Here is a 20,560-nt window from a genome sequence, read left to right on the forward strand (position 1 = left end):
TCACAGACTTCGCAGAGCGGGATTATCTACTTGGCGAGACAGAAGAAAGAGAGCTGTTAAAAGACCCTACAATGCTTAGGCGTTTAAATGATATTGCTAAATTTCCAGAGAACGACAAAAATTGTATTCTCTATACCATTGATGCAATGATTAATAATGTGAAGCTTAAAGGATTGAACGTATAAAAAAAGCCCCCTATTCGGTGACCTTATCAATCTTTCTAAGGTTTATTGTGTGTTTACCTTTTGTAACTATCTTATTGTCATTACTCAATGGATAAAAATAATCGCACTCGCTCGGAACTGACGAGTTAAAGATGTTATTCCCCTTTGCTATGATATAATTATCTCCCAGTTCTATTTTAAGAATAGGATTTTTACTGTTTGCAATTTTAGCAATAAGATTGTCTCCTATAACTTCAATATCCAAAACCCCCATTTTATTGGTCATTATTTGAAATTGAGCCTTTGAAATAAATATTGTATCATTCATAACCTTTTTGACTGTTTCTTCTGTTTGTGTTGCCTTACTATTTTTATTCTGACCACTACAACTATTTAGGGTCATAATAACCAGACTGACCAGTATTAATGCCTTGAACTGTACCATAACTTGGAATTTTTGATTGTAAATCTGAAAGTTTCATCACCTCTGGTTTAAGATACCATCCATTTTTTGTATAAACATAAGGCGTACCATCTTGGCTTCTGCCATAAAACACTGCACCGTGCTGCACGTTATTTCCTCCATCAGCAAAACGTAATACAGTCTTGCCGAATTGAGCATTTGGCTCTGTTGTAGAAGTATAATCACTCTTTAAATTTGCGTCAAATGTGCTTCCTACAGGTATACCAACCCCTACTTTTATTTCTTTCCCTTGACTTCCCGCACAAGCAGAACCCCAACAGTTATAATTGTCTTCAGGCGTAGCTCCTGTCGTACTTGTTCCTGCAATTGCCTTATCTAAAGTAAGATCGCTTGTAGAATTTTCAATGGATCTCGTATAAACATTATCTAACTCAACTTTATCTCCAATTTTCAATGTAGATTTTCCATTATTATCAATATATCCTTGATCTTGTAGTTGTTTTTCTGCTTCTGAATAAGATATTCCTTGAAAATCTGCTAATGTCTGTGCATTATCTCCCTTTTCTGCAATTAAATTTCCTTCACTATCGGGAACCCATTCAGGTGCACGACCATCGGGGTCTATGAAGTTTATGGGGTTGTTCATCACAAAATTGTACGGACTCCAACCAGGAAACTTCTCCGCTAACGGGTCAACACTCAACCATAAACTGGTTTTAGGTTTATAATACCTGGCGCCGTAGTAATAGTTGCCCGTTTCCTGGTCAAATTCTTTGCCGTTGTATTTGTAACGGGTGTTGTGGGAATTGAGGTGTTCATCGGTGAGGAGCTCACCAAATGGCAAATATTCGGCGTGTTGGCTAATATCCCCATCATAATTTGACATATAATTTGAAGAACCGAGATGGCCACTGTGAAAATAAAACACTTCTACATGTTGCAAGTCACCGGCAAAGCCGTGAGCAAAATTATTTGAACTTGTTGTGTTAAGTTTTAAACTCCGATTAGAGTGATAAACCTGATTTATCTCCATATAATACATACCCGCTTCTTTTACCATCTTCAGTACCGTTTTAGTTTCGTATTTTGTAGCCTAGATTGCTAAACATGATGGCAATATAAACAAATCAATGAATTCTTTAAAATAGCTGATATGTGAAGTCGTTACAGACTCCTATGATGATTTATGCTTCTTACGTAGTTGTAAAGCTTCGAAGTCACAGTCTTCGCAGAGCGGGTTATTCATTGTATAGTTATATGGCGACCATGAGGGTTTCTTTTATTTAATTTTGAATAAATGATATAAAATTTCTTTCTTAGACATTTCTTTTAACATTTGCTCAATAGTTTGAATATTTGTTTTTTGGTAATCCTCTTTGAAGTTCTTTTTTACTTTAGCAGACTGTCTGAGAGCATATTCTTTTCCTTCAAAATAATTGTCCAAAATTATTTTCCAAGAAACATCGTTTGGATTATTATATTCTTGGATGTAATGAGTAAACTCATTCCGAGCCTCTCTCAATAACTTTTCACCATCATTCTTATTTAATTTGAGTGATAAAGTACCTTTCATCATCTTAAAAAACGGATCTGTATTGGAAACAGAGTCAATTTCAATTATTGCTTTTTCATATAACTCGTTATAAATCAAAAAATTAGCTTTTTCTTGGATAATACTAATGTTTTTAGGATCACAACTCATTTGCTTGTCAAGGTAATAAAGAGTGGAATCTACTACTTGCTTATCTTCTCGGTTCATAGACCATTTATTGAAAAATTCTGAGTATTTTTTTGCATAATAGCCATTGCAATTTTCATCTTTGATATTGGTATCATGATCTTTATTATTGCAAGATAGAAAAACTATAGTAAAAAGTAGATAAATAGCCTTATTCATAATAATTAAAATCTAAAGTTTTTCGAAGTATCAAAAAATCTTGTACTTAATTTATGGGTGTTCCAATCTGGACTTGTTTGCATACGGAAGCCAGCTGTAGAATTAATCCCTATGTTTAAATTAGGTGCCTGTGAAAAATTTCTTGACATGATTCTGTATTGTCCTAACGGAATATGCATTGTCGCTGTACCGGATGTGTGAGTTGAGTTATCACTCAAAGTCGGGTATGATAACGAATCAAAATTTGAGCTGTTAGTTGTATTAATGTATCCCATAGGAGTCCAGTTTTTGAGCCCAAAATTTCCTCCAATATGTGTTAGTTGTAGACCTGGTGCACTGGTACCAGAAGATTGGATGACTGAAATATCTATCCCTGTGATTCTAGTTTGTCCATCTACCATTGTCATACCAAGCGGGCCTTCTGCGCCTTCAATATTTAAATCAAAATTTATGTTTGCATTATTATTTAGTGTAACCACTCCTATAGCACCACCTCTATTGCCCATTCCATCAGAACCGCCCAGCGATACTCCTGTTAGATTATTTCTTATACTTTAGCTTCCGAGTTATAAGATAAGTAACAATACAAATACCTAATCCTACCAACAATACAAAAAGTGTACGATTTGGGTATATTTTAAATACTGACTTCCAGTAAATTAAAAATCCTATAAAAGAAACTATACTTATAACTAAATGATATGCTTTATTCTTAAGTAGACTTGAAAAACTAACTCCACAGAGTACTGCAAAAAAAGCAAAGTAGCTATAATATACGCCTATACCCCAAGAAATTCTATGCCCTACTTTAGGAATAGTATAATGAAAAAGCAATTTGAATGATAGGTAATAAAACAAAAAACCTAATAGAACTACCGCAAAAAGCTTTCCTATGTGTATTAAAAAACTATTGCTTTTCATCTGATTGCTTTGAAAGATTAGAAGGCGAATGATTCGTTTTTTGAAGGTCGTAGTTACCTCCAAACCAGCCACTTCCTTTGATAACTTTGTATCTTTTCTCTGCCCAATTAATAGCACGTTTAATCATTGCATTATCGTAGCTATTGGTGTTATCTGATTCACCTCCTATTACATTACCATCACCAAATGTTTGACCAGCTTCAATAGTTTTCTGCCTTGCAGTACTGGCATTACCGGTGCTTTCAAGCTCATCTGTAAACTTGTCAACAGCAAAAGGAATTTGTCCTACTGCATCTGTCCAATATGGCTCACCGTCAACTGTAACCATTAAGTAGCCATCCCCTGGCTTTCCATCAGCTTTCCAATCCCCTGAGCCACCAGCACGATAACTTAACATCCATCTATCCGTTTCTGCAAACTCCGCTATCTCATTCCAAGAGAAATGCTTTAATTCAGAAAATGTTGATAATCCCTGTGCTTTAGAAATTAATGGCATATAGTTATCCGCAGAAGATTCAAACCATTGAATGCCTCTGCCATAAACTTGACGAGCAGTCATACGAGTAATCTCTGTTTTGCCATCATTTAACCTAAACAACTCTTTTCCGCCACTTGTGGTTACGATTATATCTTGAGGTGCACGACCATCAGGGTCAATAAACCTAATTGGGTTATTCATCGTGAAGTTGTACGGTGACCAGCTGGGGAACTCGCTTGCAAGAGGGTCAACACTCAACCATAAACTTGTCTTTGGATTGAAGTACCTCGCGCCGTAATAGTAGTTGCCCGTTTCCTGGTCAAATTCTTTGCCGTTGTATTTGTAACGGGTATTGTGGGAATTGAGGTGTTCATCGGTGAGGAGCTCACCAAATGGTAAATATTCGGCGTGTTGGCTAATGTCCCCATCATAATTTGACATATAATTTGAAGAACCGAGATGGTCACTGTGAAAATAAAACACTTCTACATGTTGCAAGTCACCGGCAAAGCCGTGAGCAAAATTATTTGAACCCGTTGTGACGTTTTCATCTTCTGATATGTCATCCGTTTCACTTTCAAGTGGTGGTATATCAAAGGCCTGTAAAATACGGTTTCTTCTTTCATTAAGATGGTTAAAATTCTGCCCGTCTTCATCGGGGTCTTGTAAAACATCTATCAGGTTTATTCCATCGGCATTGGCTAAATTGGCAAGGGGTATAATTTGTTCTGAATAAAAACCAAATCGCTCACTGGTTCCAATTTTACTAGCCACTCTTTGGCTACCAATATGATAATGTTTAGTATAAGACAAGGCTTGATCTCTAACTATAAACTTTAAGACCTTGGCCGTAATCATCCCATCCGGATAGATATAAGTCTCCGTTTTACGCGCATTGCCAACGTCCTTTGCATTGCTATGAATATCAACTTGTTGATATAGATATTTGATAATCCGTTCACCACCAGCATCGTAGGTATAAGTGGCAATAGGATGGTCACTTTCTTCAGAATACGGATTAAAATCTACAGCCATAAGTCTATTTTCTTCATCCCAAAGGTAATGAATTTTTGTGATTTCTTCTTCTCCTATACCTTCTATCACTTTTGTAAGATTACCGTTGGCGTCATGTTTTATGTTTTGGTTTTTTATTCTTGGGTCATCTTGACTGTCGCAACAATTTACTCCTGTGGGTTGTTCTTTTATTTCTCTCACGGCATGCGGTTGAGTGTAACCATAGTTAGAACCCGCTATGAGACCTCCATCGTCGTCGTAGGTATAATCTAATTGATAGCTGTTATTCTTTACTACGCTAGCATTTTCCATTGGTTCATTGAGATCACTTACCGGTTTATTTAGGTGGGTCTGTGTTTTGTTTATGAAGTTTCTACTCGGATCTTGAGCATCGTAGGTTAAATCAAGATTATATTCATGTTTAAGAAAGGGGTTGCCACCTTGACTTTGAGTATTGACTACATCATTTGGCCCTGTATAACTTCCGGATGCAGAGGTAAGTCGGTTGAAATTATCGTAAGAAAAATTATAATTGACAGGGCCGATAAGATCACTTGTCGTTGAGCTAGGCTTCGTTATCCAAACTATATGATATTTACAATCATATGTTGTGTGTGATGTTTTTCTGTAATTTTGCACATATCAAAAATATAAAAAAACTAAAGTCTTCGCCTAAAGGCGAGAGATTTTCCTCCCCCAGAATGATACATTAATGAATTCTTTAAAATAGCTAATATGTGAAGTCGTTACAGACTCCTATGATGATTTATGCTTCTTACGTAGTTGTAAAGCTTCGAAGTCACAGACTTCGCAGAGCGGGGTAATTTTGAGGCTTCGAAGTCACAGACTTCGCGGGGCGGGATAAAGTTCCTGATGAAATTACCATTGTAGATAAGTCTACTAACGAACGCCTTAAATTAATTGCTCAACTGGACGAAGAAGATAAAAATGCTATTTTTCGCATTATTGATGGAATGCTTACCAAAAGTAAGTTCAAGGATTTCTTTAATAAAAATGTAGCAGCTTTGTAAAAGCAAAAAAGCCCTGCATTCCTGCAAGGCCTTGATTTTTAATTTGATTGTTTTTTAGGTTTTATTAAAAGCCATAATAAGTAAATCATTGACAGAATACCCACTATATTAGGCAGGTCACTTTCAAAAAAGGATGTCCAAAACCCCATATCCCTATTTTTATTTAAAAAGTCAAAAAAGCCTGTAATCATCTTGAAAAAAATCGAATAGACTAGAATTAACACTATTAAAATTTTGACTATTAATTTCATTTTACTCTTGTTTTGTTTTCTCTGATTCTATAATTTTTTGGTCTAAATTATCCCAAAACTTCCTTCCACCATCTATCGGACTCCTGTGTTTAAAAGATGTAGTTTCTTCTCCTGATTCCTCTCTAATAGTAGCATTTGCATTTTCTAATTCCCCATAACCTAAATTTGTATCAAACCAAAACAAAACAGGGTCATCTGTATTTTGATAATCAATATTATAAGTAGCATCATTATCACCTACTTCAATATCATCAACTTGGAAGGTGTTAATCATTACATTAGTCTGAACCTCCCAGCCTTTCTCTTCTAAATATTTCTCTACTCCTTTTGAATAGGCTCCACCCATACTATGTGATACCATATTAAAAACTTCACCCTCAGACATTCCTTCAATTAAAGTTTCATAGTTATTTTTTGCCCACTCATAACCTTGGTTTGTTCTACCACTTGCAGATGAAAAGTAGCTATAATCAGTATTTACAAAATAAGCTTTATCATCATACAAATAGTCTTTAGCTCCTTGTACAAAACTATTGTTCCAATAGGCTTTACCTCCTGAAGGTGAACCGCCTCCTAGCTTACCATTAATGAATATAATTTTTCTACCATCAGGATCAATTGCATTTATTGGATTGTTAGCCACATATGCATATGGTGATATTAATGGATATTCGTGTGCGAGAGGATCGACACTCAGCCATAAACTGGTTTTGGGGTTATAATAGCGGACGCCGTAATAATAGTTGCCCGTTTCCTGGTCAAATTCTTTGCCGTTGTATTTGTAACGGGTATTGTGGGAATTGAGGTGTTCATCGGTGAGGAGCTCACCAAATGGCAAATATTCGGCGTGTTGGCTGATGTCCCCATCGTAATTTGATACATAATTTGAAGAACCGAGATGGTCACTGTGAAAATAAAACACTTCTACATGTTGCAGGTCGCCGGCATAGCCGTGAGCAAAATTATTTGAACTTGTTGTGTTAAGTTTTAAACTCCGATTAGAGTGATAAACCTGATTTATCTCCATATAATACATACCCGCTTCTTTTACCATCTTCAGTACCGTTTTAGTTTCGTATTTTGTAGCCTTCATTGCTGAACATGATGGCAATATAAGCAAATCAATGAATTCTTTAAAATAGCTAATATGTGAAGTCGTTACAGACTCCTGTGATGCTTTATGCTTTTTACGTAGTTGTAAAGCTTCGAAGTCACAGACTTCGCAGAGCGGGTTTTCCATTATTATCAATATATCCTTGATCTTGTAGTTGTTTTTCTGCTTCTGAATAAGATATTCCTTGAAAATCTGCTAATGTCTGTGCATTATCTCCCTTTTCTGCAATTAAATTTCCTTCACTATCGGGAACCCATTCAGGTGCACGACCATCGGGATTTATTTGTTTTCATAAACGCTATCTAATTCAATCATTTTAATCGGTTCTGAATTTACGTATAATGATGTGAAATTTATGATACCCTCCTTTTCTTGGATATTTCTCACTATTAAAGGCAAATCAAAACTATCATCAATCATTAAAAAATCATAACCCTTATAGTTTATCAATTCCCAATTTCTTTTAAGGTTTCCATAGTGTTTGCTTACAAGAACCGAACTGTTTAAAAATGTTACGGTATCCGTTAGTTTTTGGTAATCAACACGGAATGACTTACCTTTTAAAGGTATTTTCTTTTTTGATATATTTTTTAGGGAATCTGACAGCTTTTTGTACACCATTTTTGTCCCGTCATAATCTTCAAAAACCAAACTATCTTTTGACCTATTAATCACATTAAATGTAATAGTGTCATCAACTATCAGCTTTTTCCCTTTTACCGTATATATCCCTCCATAATTACTATTTGGAAAATTTTTCACCCCCTTGATATACACGGAGTCATTTATAAACTCTATTACCTTTTTTGCAGGAATAGGCAACCGTTTATTTTCATCTGCACGTTGAAGATAAGAACTTACCCAAATACCCTGTATGCTTTCATCAAAATCATTACAGGAAATAAACAATAAAAATATTACAACTGTGAATAGTTTATTCATACTATCATTTTTTAAAAGTCCCACATAAAATTATCTATCCTTTTCTGTGCCGACTTATTTCCCAAGTTAATTATAACGGTTGGTCCTTTTCCACTAAAAATAACAGGGTTACTGTAAAGTTGCCCGAAAGGGGTCGCAAAACTATTTTGAGTTGCGTCCACTTGGTTTATATAGTTTGCATTTTTGTTTCTAACTGTGTAATTACCTGTAAAAGGAATATTCTCACCGTCAATATTTAATGTGGATTTAAATGAATATGTATTTGATGATAAGATTCCGGATTTTCTACTATATCCTTCAATATTAAGGTCTATTGCAGGGTAAATTGACATAGAAGCGTAATCGTCATTTGGGTCAGATTCCGAAAAACGTTGGTTAGCCGTTCGTTGTTTATGAATAGCCTCCTCTAATTTTGGGGTTACTTTTGCAGAAATATAAGACCCTTCATCTACATTAGGTCTAACACTGCCACCAATTGCTCTCTTGAACCTATCAAAATTAGAAAGATTTTTATCAAAATGTTGATTTATATCTCCTTTGCTTTCCCCTACATATTCGTATCTATTTGTATTGGTAATGTCCGCAGCCTCATTTACTTCCTCTTTCCAAACATACTTGTCATTCTGTTTGTCATAAACCCAATCATCAGGGCTTTCCGCACTCATCCCTGTAGGGTCAACGAGTACCGTAGGGCGGTGCATCGCATAAGCATAAGGCGACCATCCCGGGAACTTCTCCGCCATTGGGTCGACGGACAACCATAAACTTGTCTTTGGATTGAAGTACCTCGCGCCGTAATAGTAGTTGCCCGTTTCCTGGTCAAATTCTTTGCCGTTGTATTTGTAACGGGTATTGTGGGAATTGAGGTGTTCATCGGTGAGGAGCTCACCAAATGGCAAATATTCCGCGTGTTAGCTAATGTCCCCATCATAATTTGACATATAATTTGAAGAACCGAGATGGTCACTGTGAAAATAAAACACTTCTACATGTTGCAGGTCACCGGCATAGCCGTGAGCAAAATTATTTGAACTTGTTGTGTTAAGTTTTAAACTCCGATTAGAGTGATAAACCTGATTTATCTCCATATAATACATACCCGCTTCTTTTACCATCTTCAGTACCGTTTTAGTTTCGTATTTTGTAGCCTTCATTGCTGAACATGATGGCAATATAAGCAAATTAATGAATTCTTTAAAATAGCTAATATGTGAAGTCGTTACAGACTCCTATGATGATTTATGCTTCTTACGTAGTTGTAAAGCTTCGAAGTCACAGACTTCGCAGAGCGGGATTATCTACTTGGCGAGACAGAAGAAAGAGAGCTGTTAAAAGACCCTACAATGCTTAGGCGTTTAAATGATATTGCTAAATTTCCAGAGAACGACAAAAATTGTATTCTCTATACCATTGATGCAATGATTAACAATGTAAAGCTTAAAGGATTGAACGTATAATGAAAAAGCCCAGTTAAGGGGCTTTTGCTATTTTCCGTATAGTCTTGTTTTATCTATTAGCTCAATTAAATCTGGACTATAATATTGCTTTTCTCCTTTCTTATCTTTTGGGACAAGCTCGAAAGATAAAAATTGAACTTCTAATTCTTTAGTAGAACTATTCTCCTCTGTAGCGTATGAAGATTTACCGATAGCCCAGAAAGTTGAAGGATTAAACCCTACAATTCTGTCACTTACATTTGTTCCATCTGACTCAACAACAATAGGTTTTGAGTGAGCTTTTTCAAAAGTTTGTTTAGTTATATACCCTATACCATTTTCGTCAACTTTCAAAATATCTTTATTCACATTAGATAGAACTAATGTAATTTGTCCTTGGTAATTTTTCGGAACTGTAATTGTCAATTTCGTTGGATAAAACAATTTAAACATCAAATAAATTATCAATATTAAAGCTACGGTTCCAACCACTATTTTATACTTTCCTTTCATAATCAATAGCGTTTATAAAATGAAGGAGCTGGTCTCAAATGCTTGTAATCGTAAACAGGAATAAATCCATCATCCATTGGGTTTCTTGGTATTCTTACTCCTGTCTGTGTTTTAATTATACCGTGAGTATTTCTAAATGATGGCTGATTATACTTAAATAATTGAGAGCCGTTTACAGACAAGGTCGCTGATGGGAATATGTCAGTAGCACCTGTAACAGATAAATTATTGCCCGATAGACTAAAATTAGCTTGTTGTGCCACATTCACAATATCAAATCCCATCATATTTAAACCAAACTCCTCACTTGGAGACACACTTGCGTGCTGTTCAAAGTTTAAATTATAGGTGGCTAATGTTCCATCTGCATTTTTAGTCTGACTGTATGAGAATTTATTTTGGTCTGCTCCTAAGCCTTCAAAGTAATCTCTCGCTTTTCCTATTGGGGTTTTTCCAATTTGTATGCTTTTAGTAGCTGTGATTCCTGTCAATTCTCCACTACTATTCTCATTTCCTGTTAGTTTTATTGTAGATGTTAATTTATCTCCAGCAGGACTTGGCAATAAAGGTGGGTTAGGTCCATCCCAAAGGTCTGCATCAATGTAGCTATTAAATGTAAATGTTAGTGTTTTTCCTAAATAGGTTTCTCCTGCTTTAGTAGATGCTTGGTCATTTGCGTTTTTGTCCCAGTAAATACTTCCATCTTTTCTTTTTACCCAATCATCAGGAGCAAGCCCCAGTGGGTCTACAAAACGAAGTGGATTATTGAATACAAAATTGTATGGTGACCAAGAAGGCATTGTGCTTGCTAAGGGGTCAACACTCAGCCATAAACTGGTTTTGGGGTTATAATAGCGGACGCCGTAATAATAGTTGCCCGTTTCCTGGTCAAATTCTTTGCCGTTGTATTTGTAACGGGTATTGTGGGAATTGAGGTGTTCATCGGTGAGGAGCTCACCAAATGGCAAATATTCGGCGTGTTGGCTGATGTCCCCATCGTAATTTGATACATAATTTGAAGAACCGAGATGGTCACTGTGAAAATAAAACACTTCTACATGTTGCAGGTCGCCGGCATAGCCGTGAGCAAAATTATTTGAACCCGGTGTGATATTTTCATCTTCTGATATGTCATCCGTTTCACTTTCAAGTGGTTGTATATCAAAGGCTTGTAAAATACGGTTTCTTCTTTCATTAAGATGGTTAAAATTCTGCCCGTCTTCATCGGGGTCTTGTAAAACATCTATCAGGTTTATTCCATCGGCATTGGCTAAATTGGCAAGGGATATGATTTGTTCTGAATAAAAACCAAATTGCTCACTGGTTCCAATTTTACTAGCCACTCTTTGGCTACCTATATGATAATGTTTAGTATAAGACAAGGCTTGATCTCTAACTATAAACTTTAAGACCTTGGCCGTAATCATCCCATCCGGATAGATGTAAGTCTCCGTTTTACGCGCATTGCCAACGTCCTTTGCGTTGCTATGAATATCAACTTGTTGATATAGATATTTAATAATCCGTTCTCCACCAGCATCGTAGGTATAAGTGGCAATAGGATGGTCACTTTCTTCAGAATACGGATTAAGATCTACAGCCATAAGTCTATTTTCTTCATCCCAAAGGTAATGAATTTTTGTGATTTCTTCTTCTCCCACACCTTCTATCACTTTTGTAAGATTACCATTGGCGTCATGTTTTATGTTTTGGTTTTTTATTCTTGGGTCATCTTGACTGCCGCAACAATTTACTCCTGTGGGTTGTTCTTTTATTTCTCTCACGGCATGTGGTTGAGTGTAACCATAGTTAGAACCCGCTATGAGACCTCCATCGTCGTCGTAGGTATAATCTAATTGATAGCTGTTATTCTTTACTACACTAGCATTTTCCATCGGTTCATTGAGATCACTTACCGGTTTATTTAGGTGGGTCTGTGTTTTGTTTATGAAGTTTCTACTCGGATCTTGAGCATCGTAGGTTAAATCAAGATTATATTCATGTTTAAGAAAGGGGTTGCCACCTTGACTTTGAGTATTGACTACATCATTTGGCCCTGTATAACTTCCGGATGCAGAGGTAAGTCGGTTGAAATTATCGTAAGAAAAATTATAATTAACCGGACCGATAAGATCACTTGTCGTTGAGCTAGGAAGTGCTTGCTCAGGTGATAGCGTTGATATGCTATTGATATTGTTTAAGTCATCATAAGTGTATTCATTTTGAATATTTGCTCCTGTACCAAAGAGATGTTTTATGGTATGCATTCTGCGTTGACTATCATAGGTATAGGACGTCGTAGTGCCATTACCATAGGTTATACTTTTGCGCTCATTATAATCGGTATAGGTAATATTGTTTACAATATCTTGATTACCACTATCTATGGTAACAGGTAAATCACTCAATACACTTTGAAGATCTCCTGCAAGATTGTAATTGTAAAATATACGTTCCCCATCCGGGTAAACAATTTCTTGTACTCTATTCCAACTATCATAAATCCATTCAGTCTCAAACCAATAGGTTCTTTCGCCTTCAACATTTACAGCTCTTGTTCTCTGTGTAAGTTCTCCAATATTGCCATACCCTAGAATTTGCATACCAGAGGCATCTTTTTGAATCATTATTCTACCTACCGCATTAAGTTCATCGGCAAGACTTTCATTAGGGTAGCCATAAATATAATAGATGTTATTCTCTTTGTTTTTAGGGTATTCGACTGATAAAAGCTGATTGTAATGATATGTGTAATTGATTTTTTGCTGAGAATCCAACATGAGATTTGAATTTTGTTTTTCGATCAAACGACTGGCCTTGTCATATTTCATGCTTATAACTCCGCGTTCAGGTTGTTGAATTTCAACTTTCCTTCCAGCTAAATCATATAAGTAATTTGTCTTGGTCTGATTATGATGGACAATAGAGGTGAGTTCATTTATAGCATTATATTCATATTGAATTGTTAAACCTTCCTGAATGGTTTTAGTTTTACGTTGTCTAACGTCTGTAAAAGTTTCCAGTTTTTGATTTTTTTCATTAACTACTTCACTCACAAGGTTTCCATTGTTTATTGAATAGCTCATTGTTTTATTACCACTATCATCGACTTGGCTGACCTCGACTTTTCTGTTCTTATGATCGTAGAGACAGCTATTTAAAAAATCTCCCGAACTTGAGAAAAAGTCTGTATCATTAATGCTATTAAAATTTTGTGTATTGGGTAAATATTCTTCAAGCACCCTACCTAAAGCATCTGTTTTTTGCCTACCGCTAACCAGCCACTTTAAACTAGAGGAAGTGCTGCCGTCGCTTTGAGAATATAGGGTCTTTTTTTGTTGAATAGCATTTCCCAGGCCATCGATGATGTTGATGGTATAAAACTCATTATTTAAATTAACATAATCGCCGTTGTTATCAATTTGAGTATCCTTATGTCTAGTTATAGCATAGTGTGTTTCATCATTTGATGTGGGTTCAAAAGCATGAGCAGCGTCTATCATTGTTTGGCTTGAATCGTTATTGATAGATTCATTCATATGCTGGTAGCGAATGGTCCAAAGATTTTGAATATTTTGAGGATTTTCTACTTCGTTGGGGCCTGTGTATTCAACAATTCTGCCTCTATCATCATATCTCAATTTCATTTCCTTATTATTAATATCAGTAGTATGGAAAGGTATTCCAAACCTAAAATCATATTCTGTAGATGACTGATAGCCATAAGAATTTGTAATTGTAGTTGGATAAGTCTTTACACTTTCATCATATTCAATAGATTTTGTAAAGCCCAATGAAGCATTATTTTCTGCTGTATTATCAGGCTCTACAATGCTGGTCAACAGGCCATAAGTGTTATAATTGAAAATTATATTTGTTGTTTCACTAGAATTAAGTTTTGTTGTAATTTCTGCGAGATTACCATTTGAATAGTAATTGGCTATTCTTTCTCTTAAAAGTGTATTGTCTGAATTTTGAAATACTTGAATTTTTTTGGGAAAACCTAAGAATGGGTTATTGATTGAGCTGAAAAAGTTTGGGTTTTCATATTCTATTTCGGTTCTATATGCATCATTACTTGAGCCATTTCCGAAATTGGTATAGCTTGTAAGATTACCAAATTGATCATATTCTTCGAAGCGTTCAATCAAAGATAGACTACTACCTTCTTCAAAAGTCAAGGATATTCTTTTTGATAAAGCCACAAAAATCCTAGAGTACTTTTCTTGGTTTGACAATGACAAATCTAAATTGTCATTGGGGTCGGTATTTAATGTTGGCGTGCTTGAGGAGCCATCAGTAGAAGTGTTATGATCAAAAGCCTTATAAAAATACTGCGTTTGAGATAAAGGTTGATCTTGGCTTGTAAAAGAAGACACATCGTTTATTTTTCCTTTTAAATAGAAATTATCATTATGTATTTTTTTTAAGGTATAGTTGTATAAAGTCCACTGATCACTTTGATTTTCTTTGATAAAGCTATTTATTCTTAAGATTTCAAAACCATAAAACTCTCTTTCATGCCTATCATAAAAGGGATTTGAATATTCAAATGTTTGTTTAGTTTCATCTACTGATAAATCATTATCACCAGGATAGCCATCAAATGTTGTTACTTCATCCAATACCCATTTATTTTGAGGTAAAGATGAGGTATTACCAGCTCTGGCATAGCTTACTTCCCAACTACCACCAAATGGTGTTGTCACTTTTTTGAGCAAATGTGTTTTTTTAATTTTACTCAAGTTTACATTTAAATTCATACCTGAACTCGTATCATGAATATCATCAACATAGCCATCACCATTGATATCCCTTAGAGAAACAGCTATATGATTCTTGCTTATTGATGTAGTAGCCAAAACTGTTCCTGTCACTTTTACAGGGATCCAAACCACCCAAAATGCTGTTCCTGATGTATATGAACCATTAAGTGTAAGACTAGAGGATTTGTTGACATCAGTGGCATCGTTATAAAAACTTTTAGGATTTGCATCAAAATTTGTTCCATTATTTATGTAGTATGTACCATTGTCAAGTAACAGGTCAGGAAGAGCATCTCCATTTACATCAACCAACTTGATTCTACTTGTCGAAGTATTTACGCTTCCACCTATTCCGAATGAAAATGATGTTGTTTGAGAGGTATTAAAACCGCTGCCTATCCCAGAATTATCACTTTCTCTTTCACTAATGTAAGGTGTAGTAGGTATGGAAGAGAGTTGATCTGCCCAATTTATTTTTTTTGAAAAACCGTACCCTGTATTTAGCTGTACTTCTATGCTTGTAGTTGTTTGATCAATAACTGCATCAGTTTGAGGTATGATTTCAACTCTATCTGTTAACCCATCACCATTAATATCTAGCCATTGTTGTATAGATTCTGTGTAACCTTCTGTAAGTCCAAAACTGGCTTCTATATTAGGAATATTAGGGTTATCTATATTGCTACTACCTTGATTGTTTGATGTAAAGGTAGAAGAAGATATTGATGCTCCATGAAATTGATCTTTATTGCTAGAGCCTCTAAAAAAATTTGAATTTAACTCAGATATGTTTTCTTGGGTTTTAATATTATTACTTAACCCACCTTTCATTGAACTGAACTGAATCTTAGTTTTGGTCACAAAATCTGGATACCTATCTCCGTTTAAATCAATATATTCTGATAATACTTCTGTTCTAGCTTCACTTTTCGACCCATTTACACCTGCATCATAAATTCCTACATCTAGTCCACCAGAATTTGTTTTCCCTTTGGACCTGGATCTAATTTTAAAACCAACAAAGCTATCATCGGTATTACCAAAATTGTTGGGGTCAATGTATTGATTATAAATATTGCTTTCTCCAAAACGACCGACATAAAAAACCGGTATGTCATTTTGGTTCAATTCATATTTTGCACTAATTACATTATCATCAGCTGTGTCTAAATACATATCTTGATTATAATAGTATTGACCATTATTGCTATAAATTGTATATCTTATTTTTTCAAAAGTTGGTTGATCAGGGTCAGGGTCAAGGTCATCATCTGTGTCTGTAATAAGCTCATCAACGTCAATTAATAAATCACCATAATCTGTAGGTGTGGCAGAATCAATATATTCACCCATGTTTTCTCCATCTTCATGCCTTGGCATATGTAAACCTCCATTGTATAAGAATTGCCCCCATCCTTTATAAGTAAAGCCTTGAAAGTTTGGGTTTTTACTGAAGATAGGAGGTTCAGCAAATTTTAAAGTACTCCAGTTAGGGTCATCAAAATCTCCGGTAGGAGAATTTTCTAGGTCTTCATTTAACTTAAATTGTATAGAGAATTCATAATGATCATTAACACTTTTAAAATTATTGGTATTTGTATAAAGTGCGGCATAAATTTTGGCATTTTGGCTTTGAAGATCAGCTACATCTTCTTTGGTGAAAATATGCTGGACATCTTCTAATTCCAAGAAATCACTTGGCAATACAGGATTCGGTTCAATATTTGCATCTGAAACTTTATAAAAAATTTCATCGCTCCCAAATATTCCTCCATCATCAACAAACTTAAATATCAGTAAATTTTTTTTAAATGGGACTTTACTGATTATATCACCTGTTGAAGGTTCAATATACTGCTCTTTAATCACAAAATTGACTTCAATAGGGAACTCATCATTAGGGATACCATCTAGCTGATGAAAACTAAAATTATCTAAACCTACGGATAAAAACTCAGTTTGGTCGTCATTAAATTGATCATCATCAATAATAGGTTCAGGTATCTTGTTAGATATATTTACCCAATGTTTATTGGCTGATAAAACGTTGTCATAAGTTTCAAACGTGATTGCAGGATTAATATCAGAAGTAGATGTATCGTTATCGGTGATTGTCGGTTGCCAAATAATATTTTTCCAGTCAACATTAGAATCACTACTTACTGTAAAATTATAACTATAACTAAAATCATCGTCTTGCGAGCCTAAAGGAAGGCTAATTAAACTATTACTAGGAATAAAACTTTCTGTTTCAATGTTATATTTTACTTCATAAGTATCTACATTTATTATTGGTTCTAAAGGCTCGTCATTTTGATCTAAACCTGGTACTTTTTCTATGGCAGTTTCAATCACATTAAAGGTAATATCGTCCGTCAATACATTAGGAATATTGATAGCACTAAGATTTAAATCTATGGTATAATTATTGTCAAAATCATCTAAAGTCCAGGGATTTCCATTATTGAGCATAAAATCTTGTGCCATATTATAATTGGCTAATGACTTGTTGTTTTCGTCATTAAGGCTTAAAATTGACGTAGTAAGCGGTGATGGATTGTTTTTAAAGGTATTGATTTCAGAAGGGTTATTCGTATTGAAAACATAGTTAATTTGAGGATTCCACTCTATTTTTCCACCATTACCATAATCATGATTGTGAATTCTGAAAAATAATATATCGCCAGAATTTACTGGTATGCCGGATAAGTTCATGCTTGCAGAAGAATTATTTTGGCTCAATTGTTTTGAGTTAAGCTCTACTGGATTTCCAGTGCCCGTATTGAGGTTAGAATCGTAATATTCAATAGCTAAATCAAATCTATTTAAATCAGAGTCTCCATTGCTATAATGTGGGGTTGAATTGTCTAAGGTGGCATTCCCAATAACCTGAATGGTACCATTATAAGGTGCAACCCATGCACTGACATGGTCGTATTGATTATATTGATCTCGCAGTTGATCTAACGTATCAAAACTTATACCTTCAAACATATTGTCACCAGGACTAAAGGCATCTGAGTTGATTATGTTTTCGGTTTGGTTGATATTGAAGTTTAGGTCTCGATCTTCTATTACATCGTTTTCTGTTACATTAAAATACACTCTGCTATTATTAATATAATCGACAAAACCGTCACCATTATAATCGATAAAATAACCATCTGTGGTTGAATTAGTTTTACTCCAGCTTTTACCAGCTGATATTGAAGCAACTCCTGGTATCCCTATGGTTGCATTTCCACCACCAGAAATAGTGTTTGATTTTGATTCCTTTAAATTACTTATCCCAAAATCGAAGATATTATCAGAAAAGTTTGGAGTATTGTTACTCCCTAAATTGTTTAAAACATACTTAATATTTCCATTTTGTTTGAAAACGATATCTGGCAAACCGTCACTATTAACGTCTATTAAATCATTGATAGTTTTACTGTTATTTCTGCTATAATTACCCTTTAGGCCAAAAGTATTAACATTACTTGATGGGTTTAAACCTATACCAATTCCTCCTCTTAAACCACCGCTATATCCATTGGATTCACTAGTATTAATTGTTGACAAATAATCTGAATTAAACATGCTAAAAAGATTAGAATCTACAATAGTTGGTGTGATATTTGAAGTCATATTTACAGTAGAGTTATCTATTATACTAGAATTGAAATCTTCAAAATATTCCATTTCATTTTTATAAAACAAATCACCACTTGCGTCATATTCTGCAATTGATTCTAAAAGGGTTTTATTAAATACGGATTCAGTGTATTCAAATTGATATGATCTCACGTTTTGAATTTCACTATTTTTATGATAAGTAATGTTTATTTCAGTTAATAAGTCATCAGTAATTCTTAACGTTCCAGTTCTAGCGTTCAAAATTTTATCTTTTCTGTCAAGATCAGATAAACCAGAAAGGTTGTAATTATTTCTTATAAACTCAACCTTATAATAATCCAAGTTAGTATTATCGTCATTCAAAGTATATTCAATACTTTCCAAATAACAAGAAGTTGCTTTAATATTTCCACTATCTGAAATAGTGTTATTCAAATCAATATTCTCATTTTTATCATAAAAATATTCAATCCTATTTCCAAATACGTCAATGGTTTTGAGCAATGACCAGTGAGTAATATTACCACTAAGGTTTCTAAGAACATAAGTTTCATTTATGCCACTATTGTCTCCTCCATAATAGCTTGTAGTGCCTCTTTTATTTACTACTTCCCACCAATAGTTACCTGGATTACTTCCATGTCTCACTATTTTGCTATAACTGCCTTCAGCCCTGTGATAAAAAACTCTATCAGTTTGCCTGTTGATGTCAACATTAGATCTGTGCGGTTGGGTATATTCGCCATTATTTTTTAATAACAATTCACTTCCAGAAAATGTATAAAGCTCGGTTTCTTTATTTGAATCAAAGACAGGTGTCCCCCATTTGGTATTTAAACTTATACTGGGTACTTGAAGGTTCCACCCTAAACCCATCCAACTATTAGATGCTTCACTATTATAATTGACAGATAAATTGGGTTGCATTCCATTTCTACCCGATGGAAGTTTTAAAGGAAATGATGTAGAAGCAACACCCATATTATTAGGTTGAGGAGGTGAAATTGAAACTACACCTGATGCTGGGTCTGCATATTCGAGGTCTGTCAATAATGTTGGAGTATAATTTCCTATTTCAGGAGATTGAGGTCGCTTAATTATGCCATTGATATAATCTGTTTTTTCATTAACTTTAGTAATAATTAATTCATTTTTATAATCAATACTATCTTTTTCAAGACTAATCCATTCTTTTTTCTTATTACTAAAATAAAATGTTTGGATATCTTTTGGACTATAGCCCACAGGCATTTTATCACTATCATATTTAAGATACAGCATTGACTGATTTGTACTATCCAGAGATTTATTTAATCGGTATGAAGCATATTTGTATGTGACATTTGTTATAGAGGTATGGGTTGGTTTACTATCTCTAAACAAAAGCCCTTCGATATTCAAAATTTGTATGTGACCATTATCATATGTTTTGAGAAAAGAACTTTCCTGACTTAATTCCTCATGCTCTACAGCAGAATCAATTCTAGGGAAATACAAATATTCGCTAAAGTTAATAGGTGTTAATTTTTTTTTAACTAGCGCTTGGGTATTATCATTTAAAATGATTTTAAATTTAATTTTGTCTAAATCAGTTTGAGATAAGATTTTATTAAAAACACCATTATTCAAGTTCAAATTTTCATCATTATATTGTATAGACTTTACTTTATCGTGATCAACAATTCCATTCAAATAAAGCTTATTGCCGTAAATAAAACTATTTAATTTTTTGATTGGTGCTTTAGACTTAACTGGTGTAAGCTTAACACGTAGATTCTTTATTTTATAACCATAATCTTTATTTTCTCTTCTGTTAAAAAAAATTGTGTTTTTACCTGAATTTATCAAATGATTAGGTATTTGCTCACTTACATGCTTCCATTCTTCTTTTATAGAAATAAAAGACCCTCCATAACTTTTACTCTCATTTATGCTTTTTGTGGTTTGTGAAGCATCTTCTAAACCAAAAAGCTCGTATGACAAGGTTATAT

Annotated in this window: 11 protein-coding genes; all 11 read right to left on the bottom strand. The window is 34.5% G+C overall.

Annotated features, from left to right (window positions below; genetic code table 11):
- Positions 1–195 precede the first annotated feature (195 nt).
- Positions 196–567, bottom strand: a complete 372-nt coding sequence (locus ACSSV5_RS03730) for a hypothetical protein (RefSeq protein WP_454244831.1) — start codon at positions 565–567, stop codon at positions 196–198.
- Positions 554–1,648 carry an RHS repeat domain-containing protein gene (locus ACSSV5_RS03735; RefSeq protein WP_454244832.1) on the bottom strand — a complete coding sequence of 365 codons (1,095 nt, stop codon included), beginning with the start codon at positions 1,646–1,648 and terminating at the stop codon, positions 554–556. The genes ACSSV5_RS03730 and ACSSV5_RS03735 overlap by 14 nt, the downstream gene beginning before the upstream one ends.
- Positions 1,649–1,867: 219 nt before the next feature.
- Positions 1,868–2,485: a hypothetical protein gene (locus ACSSV5_RS03740; protein WP_454244833.1), complete on the bottom strand. Its 618-nt coding sequence runs from the start codon at positions 2,483–2,485 to the stop codon at positions 1,868–1,870.
- Positions 2,486–2,490: 5 nt separating this feature from the next.
- Positions 2,491–2,991, bottom strand: a complete 501-nt coding sequence (locus tag ACSSV5_RS03745) for a hypothetical protein (protein WP_454244834.1) — start codon at positions 2,989–2,991, stop codon at positions 2,491–2,493.
- A 401-nt stretch (positions 2,992–3,392) separates the two neighbouring features.
- Positions 3,393–5,537: an RHS repeat-associated core domain-containing protein gene (locus tag ACSSV5_RS03750; RefSeq protein ID WP_454244835.1), complete on the bottom strand. Its 2,145-nt coding sequence runs from the start codon at positions 5,535–5,537 to the stop codon at positions 3,393–3,395.
- A gap of 644 nt (positions 5,538–6,181) precedes the next feature.
- Positions 6,182–7,420 carry an RHS repeat domain-containing protein gene (locus tag ACSSV5_RS03755; RefSeq protein ID WP_454244836.1) on the bottom strand — a complete coding sequence of 413 codons (1,239 nt, stop codon included), beginning with the start codon at positions 7,418–7,420 and terminating at the stop codon, positions 6,182–6,184.
- Between the two features lie 153 nt (positions 7,421–7,573).
- Entirely contained in the window at positions 7,574–8,236 is a 663-nt protein-coding gene (locus ACSSV5_RS03760; protein ID WP_454244837.1) for a hypothetical protein, read from the bottom strand.
- Positions 8,237–8,247: 11 nt separating this feature from the next.
- On the bottom strand, positions 8,248–9,135 hold the full coding sequence (locus ACSSV5_RS03765) for an RHS repeat-associated core domain-containing protein (RefSeq protein WP_454244838.1): 888 nt from the start codon (positions 9,133–9,135) through the stop codon (positions 8,248–8,250).
- Positions 9,136–9,147: 12 nt separating this feature from the next.
- A complete protein-coding gene (locus ACSSV5_RS03770; RefSeq protein ID WP_454244839.1) occupies positions 9,148–9,351 on the bottom strand; it encodes a hypothetical protein in 204 nt (67 codons plus the stop codon).
- 369 nt (positions 9,352–9,720) lie between these two features.
- Positions 9,721–10,185 (bottom strand): hypothetical protein, encoded by a 465-nt coding sequence (locus ACSSV5_RS03775; protein WP_211066177.1) that lies wholly within the window; start codon positions 10,183–10,185, stop codon positions 9,721–9,723.
- A 2-nt stretch (positions 10,186–10,187) separates the two neighbouring features.
- Positions 10,188–20,552: a SpvB/TcaC N-terminal domain-containing protein gene (locus tag ACSSV5_RS03780; RefSeq protein WP_454244840.1), complete on the bottom strand. Its 10,365-nt coding sequence runs from the start codon at positions 20,550–20,552 to the stop codon at positions 10,188–10,190.
- Positions 20,553–20,560: the final 8 nt, after the last annotated feature.

The sequence above is a fragment of the Psychroflexus sp. MBR-150 genome (assembly GCF_053628795.1).

Bases quoted from the DNA above. Each gene is read 5' to 3' on its own strand.
- ACSSV5_RS03735 (WP_454244832.1), bottom strand. From the start codon at position 1,648: ATGGTAAAAGAAGCGGGTATGTATTATATGGAGATAAATCAGGTTTAT.
- ACSSV5_RS03775 (WP_211066177.1), bottom strand. From the start codon at position 10,185: ATGAAAGGAAAGTATAAAATAGTGGTTGGAACCGTAGCTTTAATATTG.
- ACSSV5_RS03745 (WP_454244834.1), bottom strand. From the start codon at position 2,991: ATGGGCAATAGAGGTGGTGCTATAGGAGTGGTTACACTAAATAATAAT.
- ACSSV5_RS03740 (WP_454244833.1), bottom strand. From the start codon at position 2,485: ATGAATAAGGCTATTTATCTACTTTTTACTATAGTTTTTCTATCTTGC.
- ACSSV5_RS03760 (WP_454244837.1), bottom strand. From the start codon at position 8,236: ATGAATAAACTATTCACAGTTGTAATATTTTTATTGTTTATTTCCTGT.
- ACSSV5_RS03755 (WP_454244836.1), bottom strand. From the start codon at position 7,420: ATGGAAAACCCGCTCTGCGAAGTCTGTGACTTCGAAGCTTTACAACTA.
- ACSSV5_RS03730 (WP_454244831.1), bottom strand. From the start codon at position 567: ATGACCCTAAATAGTTGTAGTGGTCAGAATAAAAATAGTAAGGCAACA.
- ACSSV5_RS03770 (WP_454244839.1), bottom strand. From the start codon at position 9,351: ATGGTAAAAGAAGCGGGTATGTATTATATGGAGATAAATCAGGTTTAT.